This window comes from Acinetobacter sp. CFCC 10889 (assembly GCF_003268395.1).
GTDB lineage: Bacteria > Pseudomonadota > Gammaproteobacteria > Pseudomonadales > Moraxellaceae > Acinetobacter.
Map to the genome: position 1 here is coordinate 1 of NZ_LQXQ01000048.1, position 20,780 is coordinate 20,780.

General features: G+C 39.4%; 28 protein-coding genes and 1 pseudogene. 27 read left to right on the forward strand and 2 right to left on the reverse strand.

The annotated features are described in order from the left end of the window. The first annotated feature begins 154 nt into the window (after positions 1 to 154). The 4 genes from AVJ19_RS15765 to AVJ19_RS15780 are packed head-to-tail and all read left to right on the forward strand — an operon-like array spanning position 155 to position 4,034. Entirely contained in the window at positions 155 to 604 is a 450-nt protein-coding gene (locus tag AVJ19_RS15765; protein ID WP_111860602.1) for a DUF2280 domain-containing protein, read from the forward strand. Further along, entirely contained in the window at positions 570 to 1,931 is a 1,362-nt protein-coding gene (locus AVJ19_RS15770; protein ID WP_111860603.1) for a PBSX family phage terminase large subunit, read from the forward strand. Before AVJ19_RS15765 ends, AVJ19_RS15770 begins: the two co-directional genes overlap by 35 nt. 8 nt (positions 1,932 to 1,939) lie before the next feature. Continuing rightward, positions 1,940 to 3,280, forward strand: coding sequence for a DUF1073 domain-containing protein (locus AVJ19_RS15775; RefSeq protein WP_111860604.1), 1,341 nt, complete (start codon positions 1,940 to 1,942; stop codon positions 3,278 to 3,280). Then, a complete protein-coding gene (locus AVJ19_RS15780; protein WP_111860605.1) occupies positions 3,222 to 4,034 on the forward strand; it encodes a phage minor head protein in 813 nt (270 codons plus the stop codon). The genes AVJ19_RS15775 and AVJ19_RS15780 overlap by 59 nt, the downstream gene beginning before the upstream one ends. 5 nt (positions 4,035 to 4,039) lie before the next feature. On the opposite strand, the gene AVJ19_RS15785 is transcribed toward AVJ19_RS15780, so the two are convergent. Beyond that, positions 4,040 to 4,306, reverse strand: coding sequence for an Arc family DNA-binding protein (locus AVJ19_RS15785; protein WP_111860606.1), 267 nt, complete (start codon positions 4,304 to 4,306; stop codon positions 4,040 to 4,042). A 116-nt stretch (positions 4,307 to 4,422) separates the two neighbouring features. Here AVJ19_RS15785 and AVJ19_RS22255 point away from each other — a divergent pair, with 116 nt between their 5' ends. From AVJ19_RS22255 to AVJ19_RS15855, 16 genes are all read left to right on the forward strand, one after another. Continuing rightward, complete coding sequence (locus AVJ19_RS22255; protein WP_171334227.1) at positions 4,423 to 4,584, forward strand: hypothetical protein; 162 nt, start codon at positions 4,423 to 4,425, stop codon at positions 4,582 to 4,584. A 70-nt stretch (positions 4,585 to 4,654) separates the two neighbouring features. Continuing rightward, on the forward strand, positions 4,655 to 5,488 hold the full coding sequence (locus AVJ19_RS15790) for a phage antirepressor N-terminal domain-containing protein (protein ID WP_111860607.1): 834 nt from the start codon (positions 4,655 to 4,657) through the stop codon (positions 5,486 to 5,488). Between the two features lie 54 nt (positions 5,489 to 5,542). Beyond that, a complete protein-coding gene (locus AVJ19_RS15795) occupies positions 5,543 to 6,748 on the forward strand; it encodes a DUF2213 domain-containing protein (protein WP_111860608.1) in 1,206 nt (401 codons plus the stop codon). Between the two features lie 14 nt (positions 6,749 to 6,762). Further along, a complete protein-coding gene (locus AVJ19_RS15800) occupies positions 6,763 to 7,233 on the forward strand; it encodes a hypothetical protein (RefSeq protein ID WP_111860609.1) in 471 nt (156 codons plus the stop codon). A 3-nt stretch (positions 7,234 to 7,236) separates the two neighbouring features. Continuing rightward, complete coding sequence (locus AVJ19_RS15805; protein WP_111860610.1) at positions 7,237 to 8,217, forward strand: major capsid family protein; 981 nt, start codon at positions 7,237 to 7,239, stop codon at positions 8,215 to 8,217. Between the two features lie 13 nt (positions 8,218 to 8,230). Further along, positions 8,231 to 8,551, forward strand: coding sequence for a hypothetical protein (locus AVJ19_RS15810; RefSeq protein WP_111860611.1), 321 nt, complete (start codon positions 8,231 to 8,233; stop codon positions 8,549 to 8,551). A gap of 10 nt (positions 8,552 to 8,561) precedes the next feature. After that, entirely contained in the window at positions 8,562 to 8,945 is a 384-nt protein-coding gene (locus tag AVJ19_RS15815; protein ID WP_111860612.1) for a DUF4054 domain-containing protein, read from the forward strand. Between the two features lie 9 nt (positions 8,946 to 8,954). Further along, on the forward strand, positions 8,955 to 9,146 hold the full coding sequence (locus tag AVJ19_RS15820; RefSeq protein WP_111860613.1) for a hypothetical protein: 192 nt from the start codon (positions 8,955 to 8,957) through the stop codon (positions 9,144 to 9,146). A gap of 7 nt (positions 9,147 to 9,153) precedes the next feature. Beyond that, positions 9,154 to 9,633 carry a hypothetical protein gene (locus tag AVJ19_RS15825; protein ID WP_111860614.1) on the forward strand — a complete coding sequence of 160 codons (480 nt, stop codon included), beginning with the start codon at positions 9,154 to 9,156 and terminating at the stop codon, positions 9,631 to 9,633. After that, on the forward strand, positions 9,626 to 10,066 hold the full coding sequence (locus AVJ19_RS15830) for a hypothetical protein (protein ID WP_111860615.1): 441 nt from the start codon (positions 9,626 to 9,628) through the stop codon (positions 10,064 to 10,066). Before AVJ19_RS15825 ends, AVJ19_RS15830 begins: the two co-directional genes overlap by 8 nt. A 64-nt stretch (positions 10,067 to 10,130) precedes the next feature. Further along, entirely contained in the window at positions 10,131 to 10,898 is a 768-nt protein-coding gene (locus AVJ19_RS15835; protein ID WP_111860616.1) for a hypothetical protein, read from the forward strand. A 6-nt stretch (positions 10,899 to 10,904) separates the two neighbouring features. Beyond that, positions 10,905 to 11,219: a hypothetical protein gene (locus AVJ19_RS15840; protein WP_111860617.1), complete on the forward strand. Its 315-nt coding sequence runs from the start codon at positions 10,905 to 10,907 to the stop codon at positions 11,217 to 11,219. A gap of 26 nt (positions 11,220 to 11,245) precedes the next feature. Next, positions 11,246 to 11,473, forward strand: a complete 228-nt coding sequence (locus AVJ19_RS15845) for a hypothetical protein (RefSeq protein WP_171334229.1) — start codon at positions 11,246 to 11,248, stop codon at positions 11,471 to 11,473. Positions 11,474 to 11,580: 107 nt separating this feature from the next. Then, positions 11,581 to 11,760, forward strand: a complete 180-nt coding sequence (locus AVJ19_RS15850) for a hypothetical protein (RefSeq protein ID WP_111860618.1) — start codon at positions 11,581 to 11,583, stop codon at positions 11,758 to 11,760. Continuing rightward, on the forward strand, positions 11,750 to 11,890 hold the full coding sequence (locus AVJ19_RS22260; RefSeq protein WP_171334228.1) for a hypothetical protein: 141 nt from the start codon (positions 11,750 to 11,752) through the stop codon (positions 11,888 to 11,890). The genes AVJ19_RS15850 and AVJ19_RS22260 overlap by 11 nt, the downstream gene beginning before the upstream one ends. Positions 11,891 to 12,138: 248 nt before the next feature. Beyond that, complete coding sequence (locus AVJ19_RS15855; protein WP_111860619.1) at positions 12,139 to 12,657, forward strand: hypothetical protein; 519 nt, start codon at positions 12,139 to 12,141, stop codon at positions 12,655 to 12,657. Positions 12,658 to 12,671: 14 nt separating this feature from the next. Here the strand turns inward: AVJ19_RS15855 and AVJ19_RS15860 are convergent, their stop codons facing one another. After that, complete coding sequence (locus AVJ19_RS15860) at positions 12,672 to 12,944, reverse strand: toxin-antitoxin system HicB family antitoxin (protein ID WP_111860620.1); 273 nt, start codon at positions 12,942 to 12,944, stop codon at positions 12,672 to 12,674. A gap of 159 nt (positions 12,945 to 13,103) precedes the next feature. Between AVJ19_RS15860 and AVJ19_RS15865 the strand changes: the two genes are divergently transcribed. From AVJ19_RS15865 to AVJ19_RS15900, 7 genes and pseudogenes are all read left to right on the forward strand, one after another. Continuing rightward, a complete protein-coding gene (locus AVJ19_RS15865) occupies positions 13,104 to 13,943 on the forward strand; it encodes an ORF6N domain-containing protein (RefSeq protein ID WP_111860621.1) in 840 nt (279 codons plus the stop codon). Positions 13,944 to 14,073: 130 nt separating this feature from the next. Continuing rightward, positions 14,074 to 14,298, forward strand: a complete 225-nt coding sequence (locus tag AVJ19_RS15870) for a hypothetical protein (protein WP_111860622.1) — start codon at positions 14,074 to 14,076, stop codon at positions 14,296 to 14,298. A 72-nt stretch (positions 14,299 to 14,370) separates the two neighbouring features. Beyond that, on the forward strand, positions 14,371 to 14,718 hold the full coding sequence (locus AVJ19_RS15875; RefSeq protein ID WP_162626631.1) for a hypothetical protein: 348 nt from the start codon (positions 14,371 to 14,373) through the stop codon (positions 14,716 to 14,718). 57 nt (positions 14,719 to 14,775) lie between these two features. Then, a pseudogene (locus AVJ19_RS22890) lies at positions 14,776 to 18,845 on the forward strand (transglycosylase SLT domain-containing protein). A 10-nt stretch (positions 18,846 to 18,855) separates the two neighbouring features. Continuing rightward, positions 18,856 to 19,506 (forward strand): DUF2460 domain-containing protein, encoded by a 651-nt coding sequence (locus AVJ19_RS15890; protein WP_111860626.1) that lies wholly within the window; start codon positions 18,856 to 18,858, stop codon positions 19,504 to 19,506. Further along, on the forward strand, positions 19,503 to 20,360 hold the full coding sequence (locus AVJ19_RS15895) for a DUF2163 domain-containing protein (protein ID WP_111860627.1): 858 nt from the start codon (positions 19,503 to 19,505) through the stop codon (positions 20,358 to 20,360). The genes AVJ19_RS15890 and AVJ19_RS15895 overlap by 4 nt, the downstream gene beginning before the upstream one ends. After that, a complete protein-coding gene (locus AVJ19_RS15900) occupies positions 20,357 to 20,779 on the forward strand; it encodes an NlpC/P60 family protein (RefSeq protein ID WP_111860628.1) in 423 nt (140 codons plus the stop codon). Before AVJ19_RS15895 ends, AVJ19_RS15900 begins: the two co-directional genes overlap by 4 nt. Position 20,780 lies beyond the last annotated feature (1 nt).

The following is a 20,780-nucleotide window of genomic DNA, read 5'->3' on the forward strand; positions in this document are numbered from 1 at the left end:
AGTCAGTCAAGCGTTTAGTCGAAATCACCAAGAATGCGCCGTTTGTTCCTGATGTTGATATTTCCAAGTGTTGTGGAACCTGCATTATCAGTTGAGCCTTTTGGCTCATTTTTTTTGCCCGTCTTGTTGTACGTAGTTGTACGGAGGTGCATTTATGGCGGCACTAAAAGAGCCTGTAAAAATCTTTATAGTTCAGTCTCTTGCTTGCCGTGATACCCCTCAAGAGGTAGTGGAGAGCGTCAAACAAGAATTTGGAGTTGATGTTACCCGTAGTCAATGTCAATCCTACGATCCGACCAAATATTCTGGCCGTAATCTAAGTGAGAAATATGTCGACCTGTTTAATGAGACCAGAAAGAAATTTGATGACGGCTTAATAAATATCCCCATCGCTAACAAACATTACCGTTTGCGCCAGTATCAAAAATATTTGGATATATCACGCAACGTTAAAACCAAAATGAAGTTGCTTGAACAGGCGGCAAAAGACAGTGGCGGTCAGTACACCAATAAAATTGAAAGCTCAGTTAAAAACGAGGTTTCTTATCCATCTGGATTAGGTCATTTCTATGGGCGATCAAGCAACACTAAATCCGATACTTGAGGATTTTTGGTTAGAACCTGCACGGAATAAAGTTTTATACGGTGGTCGATTCAGTTCCAAGTCTTGGGATGCAGCAGGATTTTCAATATTCCTTGCCGATAACTACAAACTCCGTATTTTATGCGCACGTCAATTTCAGAATAAAATTGAAGAGTCGGTTTATTCATTACTCAAGGTTCAGATTGAGCGTTTTGGTTTAAAGGACAGATTTCGGGTTCTGAACAATAAAATTGAGAATATTCACACAGGTTCAGAGTTTCTATTTTACGGATTGTGGCGAAACATTGACGAGATTAAATCACTCGAAGGTGTTGATATTTGTTGGCTTGAAGAAGCACACAATGTATCAAAGGAACAGTGGGAAATCTTAGAGCCAACGATTCGTAAAGAGCATTCTCAGTTTTGGATTATTTTTAACCCAAAACTGACAACTGATTTTGTATACCGCCGTTTTGTGACTTCTCCACCACCAAATACGGTGGTACGGAAGATTAATTATCCTGACAATCCATTTTTATCTCAGACAGCATTGGCGGTGGCAGCTGCTGCCAAAGCGGAGGATGAAGATAATTACAATCATATCTATTTGGGGCAACCCAAAGAGGATGATGATTCGGTCATTATCAAACGTTCATGGATTCTTGCCGCAGTAGATGCCCATATTCAGCTTAATTTTGTTGGTTTGGGCACCAAGCGAGTCGGTTTTGACGTTGCAGATGATGGTGATGATAAGTGTGCCAATGCTTTAGCACATGGGTCAATCTTGCATGATACAGATGAGTGGAAAGGGCAAGAGGATGAATTACTGCAAAGTTGCACTCGAACGTATTCGCTTGCAGAGAAATACCAGGCACGCATTATTTATGATTCGATCGGTGTGGGTGCAACGTCAGGTGCTAAGTTTAAAGAGCTGAATGAGCAACGCCGTTTGCACATTAAGTACATCAAATTTAATGCTGCAGACGCTGTACATAATCCTGATGCGATTTATGACAGCACTCAAACCAAGAATAAAGATATGTTCTACAACTTAAAAGCACAGTCTTGGTGGCTTTTGGCAGATCGTTTTCGCAATACCTACAACGCCATTACCAAAGGACATAAATACCCGATTGATAAATTGATCAGTATTTCAGGTGATTGCTCAAATTTAGATAAGCTCATTGATGAGTTATCTGCACCAAGACGGCAGTTCGCTGATGATGGTCGTGTCAAAGTCGAAAGTAAAAAGGATTTGGCAAAACGTGGCATACCTAGCCCCAACGTTGCTGATGCTGTGGTGATGTCATTTGCACCAACAGCAAATGCATCTTCAGTATTTGATTAGGAAAAATTATGGCTGAAAATACCAAGCCCGATGCAATTGGCGATGCAGGGGCATATAGCAACTTTGCCTCAAATATTGGTACCGCACGTGACAAAGCATCACACGGGCAATTTGTACGCCGTGATATTCCCGATGATCAACTCGAAGCGGTCTATCAAAATTGGTTGGCGAAGCGGATTGTAAATCGTCCCTCATCTGACATGCTTCGAGCAGGTTGGTTCTTTGAAAATATTCAAGGGAATAATCTGAAAAAACTCGAAGAGGCGTGCAAGCATTACCATTTAAATCAGGTCTTGCTGTCGAGTTTGATCCTGTCACGTTTGTACGGAAAGGTTTATGTATTGATTGGATCTGCGGATGGTCAAAATTTAGATCAGCCTTTCGAGGTTAATAAACTCGGTGTGGGGCGTTTAGAATTCTTCACAGTGATTAAAAAGAAGTATTTAACAGAAGATACCCGAAGTTATTTACCACCATCAGCGTGTTGTGGATTACTCAAGCAGCCTGAGTTTTATAAATTGCGTTTTAATGATGGCACACCTGAAAAGCGTATTCACCACAGTCGCTTGATTAAGATTTGTCATGCGGATGTAGTCAGTGAAGAATCACAAAGTATTTTGCAGGAAGTGTATGAGGATCTGTTGGATCATGCGAGTGTGAAACGTGGTACTGCAAGTTTGGTGCATGAATCCAAGATTGACATTATTCGTACACCAAGTTTGGTTGAAAAAATCAAAGAGGATATGAAATCAGTTGTCGATCGCTTTATGAGTGTGGGATTTCTCAAAAGCATAAATGGGATGATGGTTTTGGATAAAGATGAAGAATACGATTCCAAAACTTATACCTTTGGTGGTTTACCTGATTTGATGCGTGAGTTTTCCATTCAAACCGCAGGTGCAGCTGATATTCCTTATACCATTCTGTTTGGTCAATCTCCTGCAGGGATGAATGCCACAGGGGAGCATGATACTCGTAATTATTACGATTCGATTGCCACCAAACAGGAGTGGATGCTGAAACCGATCTTAATGAAGTTTTTGGCATTAATTTGTCAGTCTACTTTCGGCAAGCAGTTCCCTGATTTAAATGTGGTGTTTAATCCATTGTGGCAGCTTGATGCCAAGATTCGCTCAGAAGTGGAAAAAGCCAATGCTGAGCGTGATGAAAAATATCTCAACATGGGTATTTTGACCGAGCCACAAATTGCACGGCAGTTACAGATTGATGGTGTTTATTCTGTGATTGATGATCAGCACATTAAAGAATTGGAACTTATGGTGGATACAGATGACAGCGAAGATCATTCAACTATTAAAACCCCAACTACAGCAGATCCAGAAGCGTAAGAAAGAGCGTAAACCCAAACTAAAGCCCATCAAAGTCAATCGTAAGACTGAGCTGTATTACACTCGCCAATTACTTGCCATAGCGCGTTATTGCCAAGATCAAACCAAAGATATGGTTTTGCCAACAGTGGGTGAAAACATTGGTGATAGTTGGTTTAGCGATATGTTTGGCAGACTGCGTGCTCGATTTGACAATTATATTGCTGAGGTATCAAAGCCTTTGGCAACTAAGATTGTCATTGATGTGGTGCAGGAAGTAGATGGTCAGATTGCCAATCATACCAAGTCTGCGATTGGTGTGGACCTTACGCCGTTGTATCAAGCTTCTGATATTCAAAAGACGGTTGATTATAATATTGATGCAAATGTGGCTTTGATTAAGTCCATCCCACAGCAATACGCTCAGAAGTTGGAAGCTTTGGTTTTAAATGCCTTACAGACGGGACAGACCAATGCGGAACTCACTAAAGAAATTTATAAGCTGGGTCAAAGCACAGAGTCTAGAGCGCGTTTAATTGCCGCGGATCAGATGGGTAAAATCAATTCGAATATCAATAAACAACGTCAGCTTGATTTAGGTGTTGAGTCTTATACATGGCAGACCGCCAAAGATGAGCGAGTTCGAACAGATCATCGGCATAAGCAAGGTAAAACGTTTCGTTGGGATGAACCGCCAAGTGGTGGGCATCCTGGAGAGCCTATTCGATGTCGTTGTGTAGCATTGCCAAATTATGAAGATATTTTGGTTGATTAAGCACCCTAGGGTGCTTTTTTAAACCGTAGCCAATTTTTTAAGAGATTAACAAGAATCTTGTTTGATTCACTATCAGTTCGCTCTTTGAGAGAAGCTTCTAAAAATAAAACAAATTCATCCATTTCAGTATTTGAGCTAAAACTACTTTCAAGACGGGCAACCATTTCAGCACTTTGTGAACGGTTATTTTTCTCTGCTGACTCTTCAATTTTTTGTTTTAGTTCGGGCGGTACACGCAATCTAACTATAGTGTGATCAGCTTGATTACTCATTAAAAACCTCAGTGCCACAAAGTGTGGTAAATATTTCGTGATAGGTATTTACATTACCACAAAGTGTGGCTATAGTTATTAAACGCCACAAAGTGTGGCATAAATATGGGGTATGTATGAAAGAAGAAATCGTTTATGTGAAAGGTCGTTTAGATAGCGACTTACATAAAGAACTTAAAGCGATTGCTAAAGAGGATAAAAGATCAATCGTTTATCTTTTAAATGAAGCGGTCAAATTATTGGTAGAAAAACACAAGAGTGCGAAAGCAGGAAATTAATAGGCACAAAAAAACCTTGCCATCCGCCAAGATTAAACAAGGTTTATGTGTCAAACATTAGGAAAATATTATGACTTCAATGAGTTTACAACAAATTACCGTGCCTTTCCACAATGCTGAACTATATATTGTGGAGCATGAAGGGCAACCATACACACCGATGAAACCTATCGTTGATGGTATGGGGTTGGATTGGAAAAGCCAATTTGTTAAGCTAAAACAGCGCTTTATTAAAGGCATGGTGGAAATCACCATACCTACAAAAGGCGGTTTGCAAACCATGCTTTGTTTAATGCTTCGTAAACTACCTGCATGGCTTTACTCTGTAAATGCCAATAAAGTAAAACCTGAACTTCGTTCAACAGTAATCAAGTATCAAGAAGAATGTGATGATGTTCTTTGGGACTACTGGACAAAAGGGCAAGCAGTAAATCCTAGAACAACCAAAGTAGAGCGGACACCTTTACACGATGCTCATGCAATGCTTGTTGCTAAAACTAAGCATTTAAGTTCTAGTGATGCGTGGAAACTAATACTTCAGCGTTTCGATGTAAAAAGTATTAAAGACATCCCATACGATGCGATTCCTGTGGCGGTTGAATATGTTCATCATTTGATTGCTTTGTATAGCAATGCTGATAAGAAACAACCTAGTGAGGACTATTTACAAAACGTACATGCTTTAGCAACTCACATGATTTGGGTGCGTGAGTGGTGGCGTGTATATGGTGAATCAATCAAGAAATTAAATCCGACTCTTTACAGCAGAGTGGTTGATCATTTTACAGATGGATCATGTCTTGCGTGGCGACTTGTAAAATCTGATCAAAAGCAAAAATTGGAGAATTGTGTGAGAGACTTTGATTGGATCACTGGAACATATCAGCAAAAATTACCTATATAGTTTTTAAATAGATTAAGACCACTCGAAAGAGTGGTTTTTTATTGAGCGCAATTTATGAAAATCCTATACCAACTCAAAATTGGTGATTTTGCACCAAGTGAATCGTCACGCTCATTTACCAAAGAAGGGTATCTGAAGTGCGTCAATGTTCGCTTAGCCAAAGCACCACAGGTACGTCAGTACTACGCCTATGAATTCCCATCCTTAGAGGGATTTACGGCAGATCAAATCATTAATGTCTACACACCTGCAGATGAACTTTTTAAACCTGAATCGGTAGCGAGTTTTTCAAATGTAGATGCTACGGACTATCACCCACCAAAAAATGAAATCAATGCTTCCAATTGGAAGGACTATCACATTGGCTATTGTGAGAACGTCCGCCAAGAAGGTGACTATTTGGTGGGAGATCTATTGATCAAAGACAAAATCAGTATTGACCTGATCCAAAGCAATGAGCGCATAGAAATGTCGCTCGGCTATGCAGCACTTCTCGTATTAGAAAATGGTACCGCACCTGATGGTACGCCGTACCAAGCGAAGTTTATTAATTTTATTGGCAATCATGTGGCACTGGTGAAATACGGTCGCTGTGGTGGTGATTGTCGGATCGGTGACCAAAACCCAACTCCACAAGAGGAAAACTTCATGGAAGTTATTGTAAACGGTATGCGTTTTGACATTGGTGATAACAAACCATTGGCAGATGCTTTAAAAATCCAACAAACCCAAATTGAAAACTTAAAAGCCGCGAAGCTCAAAGTGGGTGATAAGCAATTTTCAATTGGTGATGAAATGGCAGCAGTTCAGGCAGTTGTAGATACATTGCAAACTGAAAATACACAGTTAAAACAAAAAGTCGGTGATTTAGAAAAAAATCAAATGACCCCTGAAAAGTTGGAACAGGCGGCTGCTGAACGTGCCACGGTGATTGCGGATGCCAAAGCATTGGTGCCTACAGTGAAAACAGATGGTTGTACCTGTGAGCAAATCAAGCGTGATGTGATTGCAGCAAAAGCGGGTGATGCTTTGGTGGGCGCTGTTTTGGGGAGTGTTGCTGTAGGTGATGCCAACCCTGATCAGGTCGACACAGTGTTTCGTGCTTTGTCTGCAGTGAAAGGGGTAGCACCGACCAACTCGGTCAATGCTGCACTAAATCAGTTCCAACACCAACAAGCGGTTGGGGATCAAAACCCTGATACCAATGGCAACCAACAAAAGCCAAGCACTAAACAAGATGCTTGGAAACAATCACTTTAATAGGGGAATTGAGCATGTCTTTAACACCTCAAGCAATTCCGGGTATGCGTGCACGTTTGCACATGCCTGAAGAAATCTTATCACTGCCTGTATCAGGAAATACTGTGCTCAGCGATGGTGATGTGGTGGTGCAATCCACAGATGGTAAAACTGTATTGGCTGTAGCGGGTGCAACCAATACCAAATTTGGTGTGGTGGTATTTCAACATATTGGTAAGTCAGCAAAGAACACAAAAGGTCTTGAAGCCTACCAAGCCAAAGACTGTGCGCCGATCATGCAGATTGGTTCGGTATGGGTAAAACCGACTGCGCCTGTCACAGATATTAATGCCAAGGTCTATGTGCGTACAGCCAATGCAACAGTGGATGCGCCGTTGGGCTCTCTATCGTCAGCAGCTTTGGATTCAACTGAATTACCCAATGCATCTTGGGAAACCATCACAGGTGCAGATGGTATGGCAATTCTTCGTTTACGTGGAGCGTAATACATGTCTAAACAATTAGAACAAATGAAAATCCGCTTAACAGCGGTGGCACATGGTGTACAAGCGGAAGTCGGTGATGCCTTTAACTTGGATACATTTGCCAAGTTACTCATCAAGCTTGAATCGATTGATGAAATGTCACCACAACTTGCAGAAGCACAGGCTTATGCAAAATACCTCCCTTTGGAATCACTAACAGGTGCGGTGGTGGGTTCGGCAAGTGTATTACAGCGTAAACGTGGTATTGGTCGTGGTAAACGTCATTCAGGCTTAGGTAATGATGTGCCGTTGGCTGAAGTGCAATACGATGAAGTGAAATTGACTGTCCAAGTCGGTGTGATCGGTTATGAAACCACAATCTTTGAAACTGCTGCGGCATTACGTGCAGGTATTTCATTGGCGACTGATAAAATCACAGCAGCACGTTTAGCGTATGAAAATCACATGAGTGATGTTGCTTGGTTCGGTGAATCAGATACAGGCTTGCTCGGTTTTTATAATCAAACAGGTGTGGAAGTGATTGCCTCAACTGTGGATTATGCAACAGCAAGTATTGAAGTGATTCTTGCAGACATTAATAAAGCGATTAAAGGTGCAAGCAATGCATCAAAGTTTGATGCCAGTGTGCAGCCTGATACTTTTGTAATGCCTGAAAATAAGTTCACGATTTTAGCAAGTCGTATTGTTCCTGATTCAGCAGGTAAAACTTTCCTTGAATATATTAAGGAAAAAAATACCTTTGCAATGCAGGGTAAAACCATGAGCTTTACTTCTGAAAGTCACTTGGAAGGTAAAGGTGTAGGTGGTACAGACCGCAGCATTATTTATCGCCGTGATCCAAGTTGTATTACTTTCCGTTGTAATGATCTTGAGTTTTTGGCAGCACAACCGATCAATTATGCAATTCGTACACCAGGTCATTATATGTATGAAGGTGTGTATCTGAAACGTGTCGATTCATTACGTTACTACGATGTGGAATAAGGAAAAATAAATAATGGCAAAAATTACATACAGCGGCTTACAAGCCGCTTTTTCTTTTGATGGGATTCAGATCGGTAAAGGTCAAACTATTGAAGTGACCACTACCGAGCTGAGCAAACTGCAAAAGGGTAAGGTATTTAAAGCCTTACTTGAATCAGGTGATCTTTCTGTGGATGACACACAAGAAAGTAAAACTACAGGGCGCAAAGGCACAGGTAAGTCAGATCCTGAACTCGACAAGGTACGTGCTGAGTTAAAGGCTTTGGGTGTGACCTATGCCGATGATGAAACATTAGAGCAGCTGCAAGCCAAACTCGCTCAAGCTCAAGAATAATAGGTGATGCATGGACATACAGACTTTTCGGGAAAGATTTAAATCAGACTCTCAACTCTACAATGCAAGTGAACCTGAGATCCAAGATGCCTTGGAAGAAGCTGAACTCGTTGTGTCGATTGTGGAATTTGGGAAATTGAAAGAACGTGCTGTAGGTCTTTATGCGGCACATATTCTCAAAGTTCAAAAAGCCAATCCAAATGGTACCGCCATTTCAAATGCAAGTAATATGTCGATTGCAGGACAAAGCGTCGGTTTTTCCCGCTCCACAAAAGAAACGTTTTACGACCAAAGCATTTATGGCCAACGCTATTTGGCATTAAAAAATTCCATTCCAATTGATGATAAAGGTACCAACCCAAATAATTTGAGTGTTGGTGCTTTTGTTGTTTAGGAGAAAAAGATGTTATTTAAATATCAAGCACCTGATTCATATAAATCCACATGCATTGTGATTGCTGGTCAGTCCTATGCGGTGAAAAATGGTGTGGTCGAAGCCAAAGAAGACATTTACTTTGCGTTACAGCCGATGGGTTTTATCCGCTATGTGGAAGATCCTAAAAAAGTCACAGCAGTTGCTACCGCCAAAAGTTAGGTGATCTATGGTTGATTCGGTTGATGTGCAGATTCATTTAAATGAAGAAAACAATCGGGTGAAGACTGAGATCCGTAAAACCATCACAGCATTAACTTTAAAACTACAGCGAACCATTCAGGAAGATATGCTCAGTGGGCAACGCTTAAATGTCCAATCGGGGCGTTTACGTGGTTCATTGGCTTCACGTATTTCTGAATCCGCAGAAATGTTTGAAGGGGTTGTATCCGCAGGTGGTGCACATGTGAAATATGTCTTTATTCATGAGTTTGGTTTGGCTGCTGCTGTCAATATCAAAAGCCATTTGCGTCATATTAAAAAGGCTTTTGGTAAACCTATTACACCAAAGGATGTACTTGTTAGGGCACACAGCCGAACCATTAATTTTAAGGAACGCCGTTTTATGCGGGATTCTTTAGATGAAATTGGCAAAATTGTGCCAAAGAATATTGAAAAAGCGATCGAGCGAGGATTAAAAAATGAATAGTGAAGCTATTTACCAAGCTTTGTTTGATCAGCTTAGCAATATCAATGGAATGGTGTCGGTCAGCCGTAGATTACGTCATTTTAACCATGTGGGGAATGAACAGCGTCCTGCATTGTTTATTACTCAGGGCAATCAGGATGAAAATGCAATCAAGGGCTTAAATGCCAAGATTGAATTTGGTGCAGAGATTTATCTGTATGTTTATGAATCTGATACCGATAAAGCCATAAGTACACAGATCAATCATTATGTCGATGCGATTCGAGAAGCGATCAAACCTGAATATCCAGAAATGTGTGAATACCAAACCTTGGGTGGTTTGGTTGAGCATTGTTGGATTGATGGCACGATTGAAGTTTTTGAAGGTGTAGACGGGATGATTGATGGGCAAGGTATTGCAATTATCCCGATTCGTATTTTAACCACCAACTAAATTATTTAATTCAAATATGACCACCTCTTTAGGTGGTTTTTTCATTTTATAGAGGTCTAAATCAATGGCTCAGTATTTATTTGGTGCGGGTAAGTTATTTGCCACACCGATCTTGGATGTGTATGGACAACCCATTGCCAATCCGACACCAGTTGAAATTGGTGTTATGCAGTCAGTATCAGTCGACATTTCCTATGACTTAAAAGAGTTGTTTGGTCGTGGTCAATTTGCTGTAGATGCTGCACGTGGCAAAGGTTCAATTAAGTGTAAAGCCACAGTTGGTCGTATCAGTGGTGCATTACTCAATTCTATTTTCTTTGGTGGTGTTGTTGCTGAAGGTGGAATGGATATTGTTACTCAAACCATCAATGGTGAAAAAATCCAAACAGGTGGAACTTTAACACCTGTTGTACCGAACGCAGGTACTTTTGTGAAGAACTTGGGTGTAACGGATGCTAAAGCAGTGCCTTTAACCCGTGTTGCCGCAACACCAAAGACAGGCGAATACAGTGTGGATGAAACCACAGGTGCTTATACATTTGCGACAACGGATGTGGGGAAGGTTGTATTTATCAGCTTTAAATATTCGGCAACGGTTGCAGGCGCTAAGTCAATTCAAGTGAATAATCTGGAGATGGGTTATACACCAGAATTTTCCGTCAATTTGCAGCGTGAGTTTAAAGGCAAGTTTATGGGAATGGAGTTTTATCGCTGTGTAAGCAACAAACTTGGATTTAGCTCTAAGCAGGATGATTACGATCTACCTGAGTTTGAATTCCAACCCATGGCAGACGATCTTAATCGTGTGTTTAATTCTACATTCTCGGAGTAATGATTCATGTTATTTAATCAAGTTGAAAACCCGCGTGGTACAACCGTTGTTATTGATGGTCAATCTTTTGTTTTTGCGCCGTTGTCTTTGGGTGCTGTTGAAAAGTTATTACCTGCGCTACAGGAGTTTAAGCCGCATGATGTAGGGCTTGTGATCGATGTTGCACATAAATCATTGAAGCGTAATTATCCCGATATTAGCCGTGAAGATGTTTCAGATATGATCTATATGGATCAGCTTGAAGAAGTAATGGGTGCTGTTATGTCAGTTTCGGGTTTGAAAAATAAGCAAGATTCAAATGGTGGTGAATCGGGGGAATAAATTGGGAGGAAATTTATACTCATTTGGTGCTGACTACAGGTAAGGATTATGACTATGTACGTGATCAGATGGATTTACCAAGGTTATACGCACTCAATGAGTATCAGGTGAAATTTCCTCCCGCCGATATTGGTGTGCAACGACTTTGCCGGATATTGGAGGCTTTTATGGGGATTGAGGATCATTCAAATCCACAAGAAGTTGATGATGAAGATGATTTGGAAGAGATGTTGAATGCGTTCCCACAGGGGTGACTTTGGTTGCCCTTAATTAAATATTTAAAAAGCAAAAACCCAAGATTCGCAGTCTTGGGTTTTTGTTTTCCATTGAACAGAGCAAGAACAAGAGGAAAAGATTTTACATGTCGGATTTTATCACAAATTTAAATGGGTTGTTAAAAATGACAGCAGATATTTCTATGTGGCGATTAGTATTTTTGTTACTAGCTGTGATTACCTGTATTCTCGCTTGGCAATCACCACAATTTTTTAAAGCATATCTTGAGTATAAGAAGCAGAAGGTTAGTCAAGATGATGAATAAGTTATCAGAAAGCAAACCTTTAAGAATTTGGTCTTACTTAATTGTTTTATCAATATTAATTGGAATACTTGCTTGGCAAGCTGCACCAATTATTTTGGCTGTGACTGAACTAATTAAAGTAATTGGATAATCAAATAAAGTATAAACCAATCACTTCTGGGTAACTTCGGTTGCCCTGATTGATTTTTATTCTCTAATTCGCTATGTTTACATTACTTTACAATATCCAGCATCTATAAATTATAATCAGTTTATGGATGAGGATAAAAGATTACTAAATACAGAATTAGGGAAAATAAAATTTGTATTTGAACCTCAGGTAATTTTATTTACAGACGGTTCTAAAATTGAAATTACTGATTAAAGCAAAGTACTGATATGAAAAAATTAGCTGTTTTATTTTTAGCGAGTTTTATCTTAATTGGTTGCTCTAGCAATCAAAACTCTAAGAATGTAAAACTACCTGAAAATTGGCGTGTAGCAACCCAAGAAGATGCAATAAATGATTGGGCTAGGTTTAATTCACCTAATAAAATTGTGAATGATTTTAATGGTGATGGTAAATATGATGTTGCACAAATATTATTAAGTAATAATTCATCTCAAGGGTTTAATTTTGTAGTTGAGGTAAGTGATACTGACCAAAGAAAGCAATTTATTTTACAACAATCAGATACTTTATCTGCTCAAAACTTCTCAATCAAACTATTGGAACCATCAGAAGAAATTTGGGAGAGTGCTTGTGAAAAAGGATATTGGGATTGTGCTGCTGATGAAATTAGGCAATTTAAAATAACCAAACCAAGTATTCAATTTTGTTATATAGAATCTGCATGTACAGTTTATTTATGGTCTGATAGAAATAAGAATTTTACTAAAATTCCATTATCAGATTAAAGACTAAAAGCACCCTAGGGTGCTTTTTTATTGTCCACCTTTTCCATGACAGTGAGTGTATAGCCTTTCATTCGACTAGCAAGCTCCATCATTAAAATCTCAGTTGGAATATTTTCGACAGCCTTTTCAAAATCATCTTCATGTGGTGCGGAGTGAAAACCCCGTTCAATATAAAAAATCATAGCATCATTTAAAGAGCTTTCATTTTTATTAGCTTCTTCAACTAGGCGTGCATGTAAATCAGGTGGAATACGAATTTGTGTTCGTATTGGTAACACTTTCTTCATTTTCGTTTCCTTAAAATAAATATTGCACTACTTTGTAGTGCGTGTTAAAGTTTGTTTATGCACTACATTGTAGTGTTGAATTTTAATTTAAGCAATAAAAAACCTCGATGACTTTGGACGGCTATCGAGGTTCTCATCAACTACTGAGAGGCAATTGATATGTCAAATATAGCACAAATCAATGATACACAAGTATCCATTATTAATTTTAAGTCAATTCCAGTTGTTACCACTGAAATGCTGGCTGATTTTTATGGTACTGACATCAACAACATTCGCCAAAATTTTTCTCGAAACTCTGACCGTTTTGTGCAAGGTAAACACTACATTAAACTTGAAGGTACTGAATTAAAAGATTTTAAGAACAGCGTGACAGATAGTCACGCTGTTAAAAAAGGTGCTAGAACAGTAAATCTCTGGACGGAACGTGGTGCAGCTCGTCATGCAAAGATGCTTGATACTGATCAAGCATGGGATATCTTTGAGCAATTGGAGGATTGCTACTTTCACCGCCAAGAGATTTTAGCTAAAACCCACAAATCGGAACGCACTGCATTACATGATGCTCATACTATGCTTGTTGCTAAAACCAAGCATTTAAGTTCTAGTGATGCATGGAAGTTAATTCATCAGCGCTTTAATGTTGATGATATAGCGCTCATCCCATACGATGCGATTCCTGTCGCCGTGGAATATGTTCATCATTTGATTGCGCTTTATAGTAATGCGGAGAAGTCAGTCAGAGAGGAGTCTAAACCTTGGCAAAATATGGATGTTCAGTTTTTAATGTGGTATGTGCCGATTCTCTCAAAACTGATTAAAAATAATATCCATCCAGCATTATCTTTACTTGGGTGTGAATATGCAGGACTTCTTCTTGGGTATTCTCAGGAGATATCTAGTAGTGCAAATGTGTTAAATAAACTCGCCATTAAAGATGGTATGACACACTACACTCATTTAGGTGGTCAGCCCGTGCATGCGTTGGATCGACACTAAGTTAAATGACAGTTGTGTGAGTTTAGAACCACTCGAAAGAGTGGTTTTTAAAATTAAAAACTACTCATTATTTCTTTGCTTTGTCACAATTAATTGATAAATTGAACAAAATTATTGCGAGTAGTGAATAATGGGAATTAATCTGAAAGAATTTAATAAACGCATTGAAGAGTTTAAAAGTACTGGTGAAGAGCCTACAGAGATTGTAGTTGGTTATAAAACATATTCAAAGTTAATGAAAGAAGAAAAGTTTATTGATCATCTCAGCAAAGATCAGAACGATCCAATGGTTCGGTACTATAAGGGCATTAAGATCAAAATGATTACAGAAAAACATTATGTAGAGATCAAATAAACAAAACCACCGAAAGGTGGTTTTGTTTATATGCTATATTTTATAAAAGATATTGTTTTTATTGGGGATGTAATGAAACTAAAAGCTATTTTAACTTTTATTTTATCAATGGTTGTTGTTAATGCTTGGGCAGTAGATTGGGATAATCCAAGTATTGATGATTGTGAATCAAATGCAGATCTCATTGGTTATATGATTACGATTAAATCGGTATGTAATTTAGAAACAGAAAGTGATAATAATTCATTTGTTGAAACAATGAATGAAGTTAGTAAGAAGTGCATAGCTCAATACGGTGAGAAGCCGATGGCAAATGCAATGCGAATGGGGATTTTTTCTGTAAAAGGTGAAGTGGAAGAAGTAGGGCGAAATGCGACTTGTTATAGAGCATTGGATGAATATTCAGGATTATTTAACTGATTTATAAAACAAAATTTACCGCCATATTGGCGGTTTTTTATTGCCTGAGGAAAAGTAATGGCAAACGAAGTTGAAGTAAAAATCACAGCCTCAACTGAGGCTCTTAGCCAAGGCATGAATCAGGCAACTGATAAAGTTCAAGCTGCGGCAGTCGATATTAATCGTATAGCAGATACGATCAAAAATGCATTTGATGGTGTGCGTGATTCACTTAAAAACATTGATATCAGTTTAAATATTGATATGAGTGATATGCAGCAACGATTAAATAGCGCAGTCAATACGATTCGTACACGTATCAATAGTATTGCTGATGATACTAAGATCAAACTACATGTTGATACCACATCACTAAATACAGAGATGGGGCAAGTTGAAAGCTTAATTCAAGCTCGTTTAGCCTCTTTACCGATTCAAAATATCCGCTTAGATATTGATACGCATGAGATTCAGCAAAAGTTTAATCAGCTTGGTGCACAAATTATTAAGGTGAAACCAAAATTAGACAGCCCATCACTGACCGCTGAAATTGCACTGATTAAAAATAGATTGAACGCTGCATTTGCCGCAGGAATTAAAGTTAAAGTCATTCCGAGTTTATTGCAGGCAGATATTTCAAATCTAAAAACCAAGTTAGAAGGCTTAACCAATAAAACCTACAAAGTAAAACTTGGGATAGATCTCACGTATTTAAATAACCAGATCAATATCGCACGCTCAATGTTGAGCAACCTAAGTAGTGGTTTGGCAATAGATATTGATGCAACCAGTAATCTACTTCGTGCATCACTTGATCGTGTCAAAGTAGCGTTAGATTTATTACGTCATCAGCTTGGTGCGGGTGGTGGTGGAGGAGGTGGACCATCAGGCGGTGGTGGAGGTTCTGGTGGTGGTAGTGCAGGCATATTAACTAGTTTTGCAGGGAACTTTCTTGCCAATATGGCTGGTGAGTTGGTTATGCAGATCGGTGCATTAACGGGAGAAGTGATTCGCAATGCACGTGAAATTGAAAATATGTCACGCCTTGCCAATGCAACCACACAAGAATTTCAGGAGTGGGCTTTTGCGTCATCCTCTGTGGGTGTGAGTCAAGAAAAACTCGGTGACATCATGAAAGATGTAAACGATAAGTTCGGTGATTTCATGCAAACAGGTGGCGGGGAAATGGCAGATTTCTTCGAAAAAATTGCACCTAAAGTTGGAGTGACTGCTAAAGAGTTTCAGGGATTATCAGGTCCACAGATTCTTGGTAAATACTATGAAACACTCCAGAAAGCCAATGTATCACAAGCTGAAATGACATTTTACATGGAGTCGATCGCCAATGATGCGACTTTACTTGCGCCGTTGCTTGCAAACAATGGTGAAAAACTTAAAGAGATGTCCAAACAGGCACATGAGCTTGGTGTGATTCTTGATGATGAAGCAATTCAGGCAACCAAGGACTTTCAAGGTGCATTGGGCTTAATTGGCTCAACCATTAAAGGGGTTGTGGCGAATGTGGTTGCTGATCTAGCTCCTGCATTAAAGCAAATGGCAAATAACTTTTTGACGTATATGTCTGAGTCGAAAGGAGCCGTAGATGGGGCAATCAATGCCATTATTACCATTTTTGAGAGTCTAGCGAGTATTTGTGGCTCTGTTGTTGGTTTGATTGGTGATCTTTGGTCAGACTTAACAGAAGGTATTGGTGATGGCTCACTGCAACAAATCACTTTTATGGACTTGGTTGCGGGTGCAATGAAAGGTTTTGCTACAGTAGCCATTGGTTTGAAAGTTGGGATTCAATCTGCTTTTGCTATTATTCGAGCTGTAATCGTATCTTCTTGTCAAGCTATCATTATTACTTTCAATGGTGTGAAAAATGGCTTTGGTGGTTTAAAAGATACCATTCAATATGGTTTAGATGTTTTAAATATCAAATTTAAAACATTTGGGAATGTGGTTAGTCACTTAATGAAACTTGATTTCTCTGGTGCAAAGCAGCTTATGATCAAGGACTGAGAGAATTAAGTGCGATTACCGATACCTATACCTCCAAAATGGGTTCTCGTTGGACTGATTTTTCTGCCACATGGGGTAATGGGGTAAACAAATCCGTTGCTTCTATCAAAACAGCAGGTCAATCTATTGCAAACACAACTGCGGAAGGTAATCAAAGCCTTTTGGATCTTTATTTACCTAAAGATAAAGAATCTAAGCCGCCACCACCGATCAAACCACCACCAAATACTTTTAATTCAAATAAAGGTATTGGCACTGGTACGAAAGATGATGATAAAAAAGCAAGTGATAAGGCAAAAAGTGACGCAGAAAAAAAACAAGATATTTTAACAGTCAATGATCGTGTTAAGGCAAATGCTGTGAAATACAATTTCGCAGGTCTTGAGTCCAATTACGGCTTACCGAATGGCTTATTGTCAGCAATAAACATGCAGGAAAGCAGGGGTAATGGAAATGCAATAGGTCCGATGACTAAATACGGAACAGCTAAAGGTGGCTTTCAGTTTCTTGATGGGACTGCAAAGCGCTTTGGTATTACAAATCCTTTTGATACTAAGCAAGCTGCCGAAGGTGCTTCTAAATATTTACGCTTTTTATTGGATAAATACGGGGATATTAACAAAGCTATTTCAGCTTATCATGCAGGTGAGGGTAATGTTGATCGTGGTACAAATATAGGTCCAGTCAATCGTCAATATGTGAAAAATGTCAAAGGTTATATGGCAGGCGTAAATGGTGTTGAATCTGGAACAGAAAGTAGTGATTACGACAAAGCATTGCAAGAACAGATCCAAATTGCTGATAAAGCCGAAAAAGAGCGACTTGAGTTGAAATACAAGTACGCTTCTGAACAGGAAAAAGTGGAACAGGATTTAGCAAAAGCGATTCAGCGTATTAATGACTCCACTGCTTCAACCGACGATAAAACAGCCTATCGCATCAAAGCCGAACAAGAAGCTCAAGCACAAATCGTTGAAATTAAGCTGAAAGCTTTAGATCAAGAACAGATGATTGATGAACGGGAAATTCAATTTAAATTAGATACAGCACAACGAATATTTGAAATTGAAAAAGCAAATATTCAGGCTGCATTTGATGCAGGTCGAATTTCCAATGTAGAAAAGCTAAAACTCGAAAAACGACTCGAAGATCAAATGTACCAGATCAAGCGAGAGGGTTTGTCAAAGCGTTTAGATTTAGAGGTAGCAAAGGCTAATTTAACAGGCAAAGATGATGGTCTTATCTCTGCAAATAATGCCATCGTTGATTTAGATCACCAAAAAGCAGTTTCAGATACGCAAAAACCGCAATTACTCAGTGAAGCTGAAATGGCAGATTTTGAGAAAAAGTTTGGTGGTTTGACTTCACGTATGTCGAGCCTGTGGGATCAAGGCATTCAAGCCATGATGAATGGCACACTAACTTGGAAAAATGCTCTAAATGCTATTTATTCTGAATTGGCAGCTGAATTTATTCAACAGATGATTACAGCCCCAATGAAAAAGTATGTAGCAAGTATGGCACCACGTTTGGCTGCAAAGCTTGGCTTGATTAAAGCTGAAACTGCCATTGAAGTTGCTGGACAAACAGCCCAAACAGCGGCAGTGGTAACAGGTGAGACAACCAAAACTGCAGCAACATCTACAGGTGTTTTTGCTCGACTGGGTTTGAAGTTAATGGAGGTCTTAAAATCCATCATGATGTCAGCATGGGAAGCGATGGCAGCAGCTTGGGCAGCAATGTCAGCAATTCCTATTATTGGTCCTGCATTGGGTGTGGCTGCGGGTATCGCTGCATTTGCAGGTGTATCTGCAATTGTCGGAAAGGTTGCTTCTGCTCGAGGAGGCTATGATATTCCTGCAGGTGTAAATCCTATGACTCAGTTACATGAGGAAGAAATGGTTTTACCTAAGCAACATGCCAATACGATTCGTGCGTTAGGTAAATCGGTAATGAGTGATGGATCAATGCCAGCTACACAAGCAAGTGGTGTAGGTGGTGGTGACATTAATAATTTTAACTTCCAAAGTTGGGACTCTAAAGATTTACGCCGTTTTATGAAAAAACATGGGCGTGAGTTGGCAGGAGGATTAAAAGGGTATGGACGTAATTTTGGTAAATAAGGAGTAACACGTGTCTGATGAATTATTTCCTGAATTACCAGGATTGGAATGGGAGCTTACAAAGACTCCCATTTTTAATACCAAAATTATGACTTCCATCAATGGTCGTGAGCTTCGAGCGAGTTATCAAGCAATTCCTAAATATAACATCACCATGTCTTTTGCTTTCTTGCGAGAGAGCAAAGGACGAAATGAGTTACAGCAACTAGAAAGTTTCTTCACTGAGCGCCGTGGTGCTTTTGATTCATTTCTCTACAAGATGCCAGATGACAATCAGTTTGAATGTACTTTTATTGGGGATGGAAGCACAACAACCTACCAAATCTTCAAAAAAATGCATTCTCTACATATGCCAGTGAGCAACACGATGCAGATGACTCAACCAATTAATCCCAACATGTGGAATCAAGTTGAAACCAAAAATATGTGGGATAGCAACATTGAAAAACCCATGTGGAATAACGAAATGGCGGGAATTAGCAAGGATGGGAAATATATGCTTGCAGCGCCTTTGGCGGAGGGCGAGGAAGTTACTGTTAAGGGAACATTTTTCTATCGTTGTCGTTTTGCCGATGATGAACAGCAGTATTCCAATTTTCTATCCAAACTTTGGAAAGCACAGAAAATCGAATTGGTCGGCACATTAGGAATGAAGATATGAGACAAGCTTCAGCAAAATTAATCGCTCTACTGGATCAAGATCAGTTCTTAATGGCAGATCTATATACCATCACAACAGTTCAGGGTGATGTGTACCGCTATACCAATTACGATCTAGATCTCATTGTTGCCAACCAAGTTTTTAAAGCCGATGGACCTATAACTAGTCGAGAGGGAATCAGCCTTTCACTTGGAATAGAAGTGGATAACTTATCAGTGAGTATTGATACCACAGATGATCAACATTTTAATGATGTGCGAGTTGTTCAGGCTTTTCACAATGGTCAGATGGACGGTGCACGTTTTAAGTTAGAACGAATCTTTATGGACATGAATACACCCACAGATACAAGCGCAGGAACATTGAAGCTGTTTGAAGGTCGAATTATTGAACCTGAACTCGATCGTAATGTGATTGATTTTAATGTTGCTTCAGATCTTGATGATCTTCATATCCAAATGCCACGCAACCTTTATCAGCCTAGTTGTTCAAATACCTTGTTTGATCATGGTTGTGGTTTGCTGCGTGATAATTTTGCTGTCAATACAGTGGTTGAGGTAAACAGCAGTACTTCACGTATTTTATGTACTTTGACACAACCACAAGGTTGGTTCACACAAGGTGTAGTGGAGTTTTTAGAGGGTGGCAATAAAGGTTTAAAACGTACGATTCGTTTGCATGAATCAGGAGCCTTAATTTTGACATTACCTTTACTTGAGCAACCTAAAGAAGGTCAAAAAATCAGAGTTTATCCAGGATGTGATAAGCGATCAGAAACGTGTAACAATCGGTTTAATAATTGGAATCGTTTTGCAGGTAAACCGTTTATTCCTGTCCCGGAGACTGCGGTATGAAAAACCTAGCAGCAGTTGAAGAAGCGAAGACTTGGCTCGGCACTCCATACCATCATCAAGGGCGGATTAAAGGTGTTGGTGTAGATTGTGGCACTTTACTTTGTGAAGTCTATGAAAAAGTAGGGTTGATTGATTATTTCGACCCACGACCTTATCCGCCCGATTGGCATATGCATCAGCTTGGTCAACGATACTTAGAGCATGTAAAAGGTGTATGTTTTGAAGTGGATGAACCACAACCGGGTGACATCGTTTTATATCACTTTGGTAAATGTATTAGTCATGGTGCGATCGTGGTGGAATGGCCAACAGTGATCCATTCATATATCCATCAGGGTGTCATTATCCAAGATGGTACCAAAGGAAGTTTAGCCCGCAGAATTGCGGGCTTTTATCGTATGAAGAGGCTAAAAGAATAAT

What these genes read in the sequence shown, in the direction of transcription:
- AVJ19_RS15765 (WP_111860602.1), top strand. Translation starts at nt 155, where the DNA reads ATGGCGGCACTAAAAGAGCCTGTAAAAATCTTTATAGTTCAGTCTCTT.
- AVJ19_RS15770 (WP_111860603.1), top strand. Translation starts at nt 570, where the DNA reads ATGGGCGATCAAGCAACACTAAATCCGATACTTGAGGATTTTTGGTTA.
- AVJ19_RS15775 (WP_111860604.1), top strand. Translation starts at nt 1,940, where the DNA reads ATGGCTGAAAATACCAAGCCCGATGCAATTGGCGATGCAGGGGCATAT.
- AVJ19_RS15780 (WP_111860605.1), top strand. Translation starts at nt 3,222, where the DNA reads ATGACAGCGAAGATCATTCAACTATTAAAACCCCAACTACAGCAGATC.
- AVJ19_RS15785 (WP_111860606.1), bottom strand. Translation starts at nt 4,306, where the DNA reads ATGAGTAATCAAGCTGATCACACTATAGTTAGATTGCGTGTACCGCCC.
- AVJ19_RS22255 (WP_171334227.1), top strand. Translation starts at nt 4,423, where the DNA reads ATGAAAGAAGAAATCGTTTATGTGAAAGGTCGTTTAGATAGCGACTTA.
- AVJ19_RS15790 (WP_111860607.1), top strand. Translation starts at nt 4,655, where the DNA reads ATGACTTCAATGAGTTTACAACAAATTACCGTGCCTTTCCACAATGCT.
- AVJ19_RS15795 (WP_111860608.1), top strand. Translation starts at nt 5,543, where the DNA reads ATGAAAATCCTATACCAACTCAAAATTGGTGATTTTGCACCAAGTGAA.
- AVJ19_RS15800 (WP_111860609.1), top strand. Translation starts at nt 6,763, where the DNA reads ATGTCTTTAACACCTCAAGCAATTCCGGGTATGCGTGCACGTTTGCAC.
- AVJ19_RS15805 (WP_111860610.1), top strand. Translation starts at nt 7,237, where the DNA reads ATGTCTAAACAATTAGAACAAATGAAAATCCGCTTAACAGCGGTGGCA.
- AVJ19_RS15810 (WP_111860611.1), top strand. Translation starts at nt 8,231, where the DNA reads ATGGCAAAAATTACATACAGCGGCTTACAAGCCGCTTTTTCTTTTGAT.
- AVJ19_RS15815 (WP_111860612.1), top strand. Translation starts at nt 8,562, where the DNA reads ATGGACATACAGACTTTTCGGGAAAGATTTAAATCAGACTCTCAACTC.
- AVJ19_RS15820 (WP_111860613.1), top strand. Translation starts at nt 8,955, where the DNA reads ATGTTATTTAAATATCAAGCACCTGATTCATATAAATCCACATGCATT.
- AVJ19_RS15825 (WP_111860614.1), top strand. Translation starts at nt 9,154, where the DNA reads ATGGTTGATTCGGTTGATGTGCAGATTCATTTAAATGAAGAAAACAAT.
- AVJ19_RS15830 (WP_111860615.1), top strand. Translation starts at nt 9,626, where the DNA reads ATGAATAGTGAAGCTATTTACCAAGCTTTGTTTGATCAGCTTAGCAAT.
- AVJ19_RS15835 (WP_111860616.1), top strand. Translation starts at nt 10,131, where the DNA reads ATGGCTCAGTATTTATTTGGTGCGGGTAAGTTATTTGCCACACCGATC.
- AVJ19_RS15840 (WP_111860617.1), top strand. Translation starts at nt 10,905, where the DNA reads ATGTTATTTAATCAAGTTGAAAACCCGCGTGGTACAACCGTTGTTATT.
- AVJ19_RS15850 (WP_111860618.1), top strand. Translation starts at nt 11,581, where the DNA reads ATGTCGGATTTTATCACAAATTTAAATGGGTTGTTAAAAATGACAGCA.
- AVJ19_RS22260 (WP_171334228.1), top strand. Translation starts at nt 11,750, where the DNA reads ATGATGAATAAGTTATCAGAAAGCAAACCTTTAAGAATTTGGTCTTAC.
- AVJ19_RS15855 (WP_111860619.1), top strand. Translation starts at nt 12,139, where the DNA reads ATGAAAAAATTAGCTGTTTTATTTTTAGCGAGTTTTATCTTAATTGGT.
- AVJ19_RS15860 (WP_111860620.1), bottom strand. Translation starts at nt 12,944, where the DNA reads ATGAAGAAAGTGTTACCAATACGAACACAAATTCGTATTCCACCTGAT.
- AVJ19_RS15865 (WP_111860621.1), top strand. Translation starts at nt 13,104, where the DNA reads ATGTCAAATATAGCACAAATCAATGATACACAAGTATCCATTATTAAT.
- AVJ19_RS15870 (WP_111860622.1), top strand. Translation starts at nt 14,074, where the DNA reads ATGGGAATTAATCTGAAAGAATTTAATAAACGCATTGAAGAGTTTAAA.
- AVJ19_RS15875 (WP_162626631.1), top strand. Translation starts at nt 14,371, where the DNA reads ATGAAACTAAAAGCTATTTTAACTTTTATTTTATCAATGGTTGTTGTT.
- AVJ19_RS15895 (WP_111860627.1), top strand. Translation starts at nt 19,503, where the DNA reads ATGAGACAAGCTTCAGCAAAATTAATCGCTCTACTGGATCAAGATCAG.
- AVJ19_RS15900 (WP_111860628.1), top strand. Translation starts at nt 20,357, where the DNA reads ATGAAAAACCTAGCAGCAGTTGAAGAAGCGAAGACTTGGCTCGGCACT.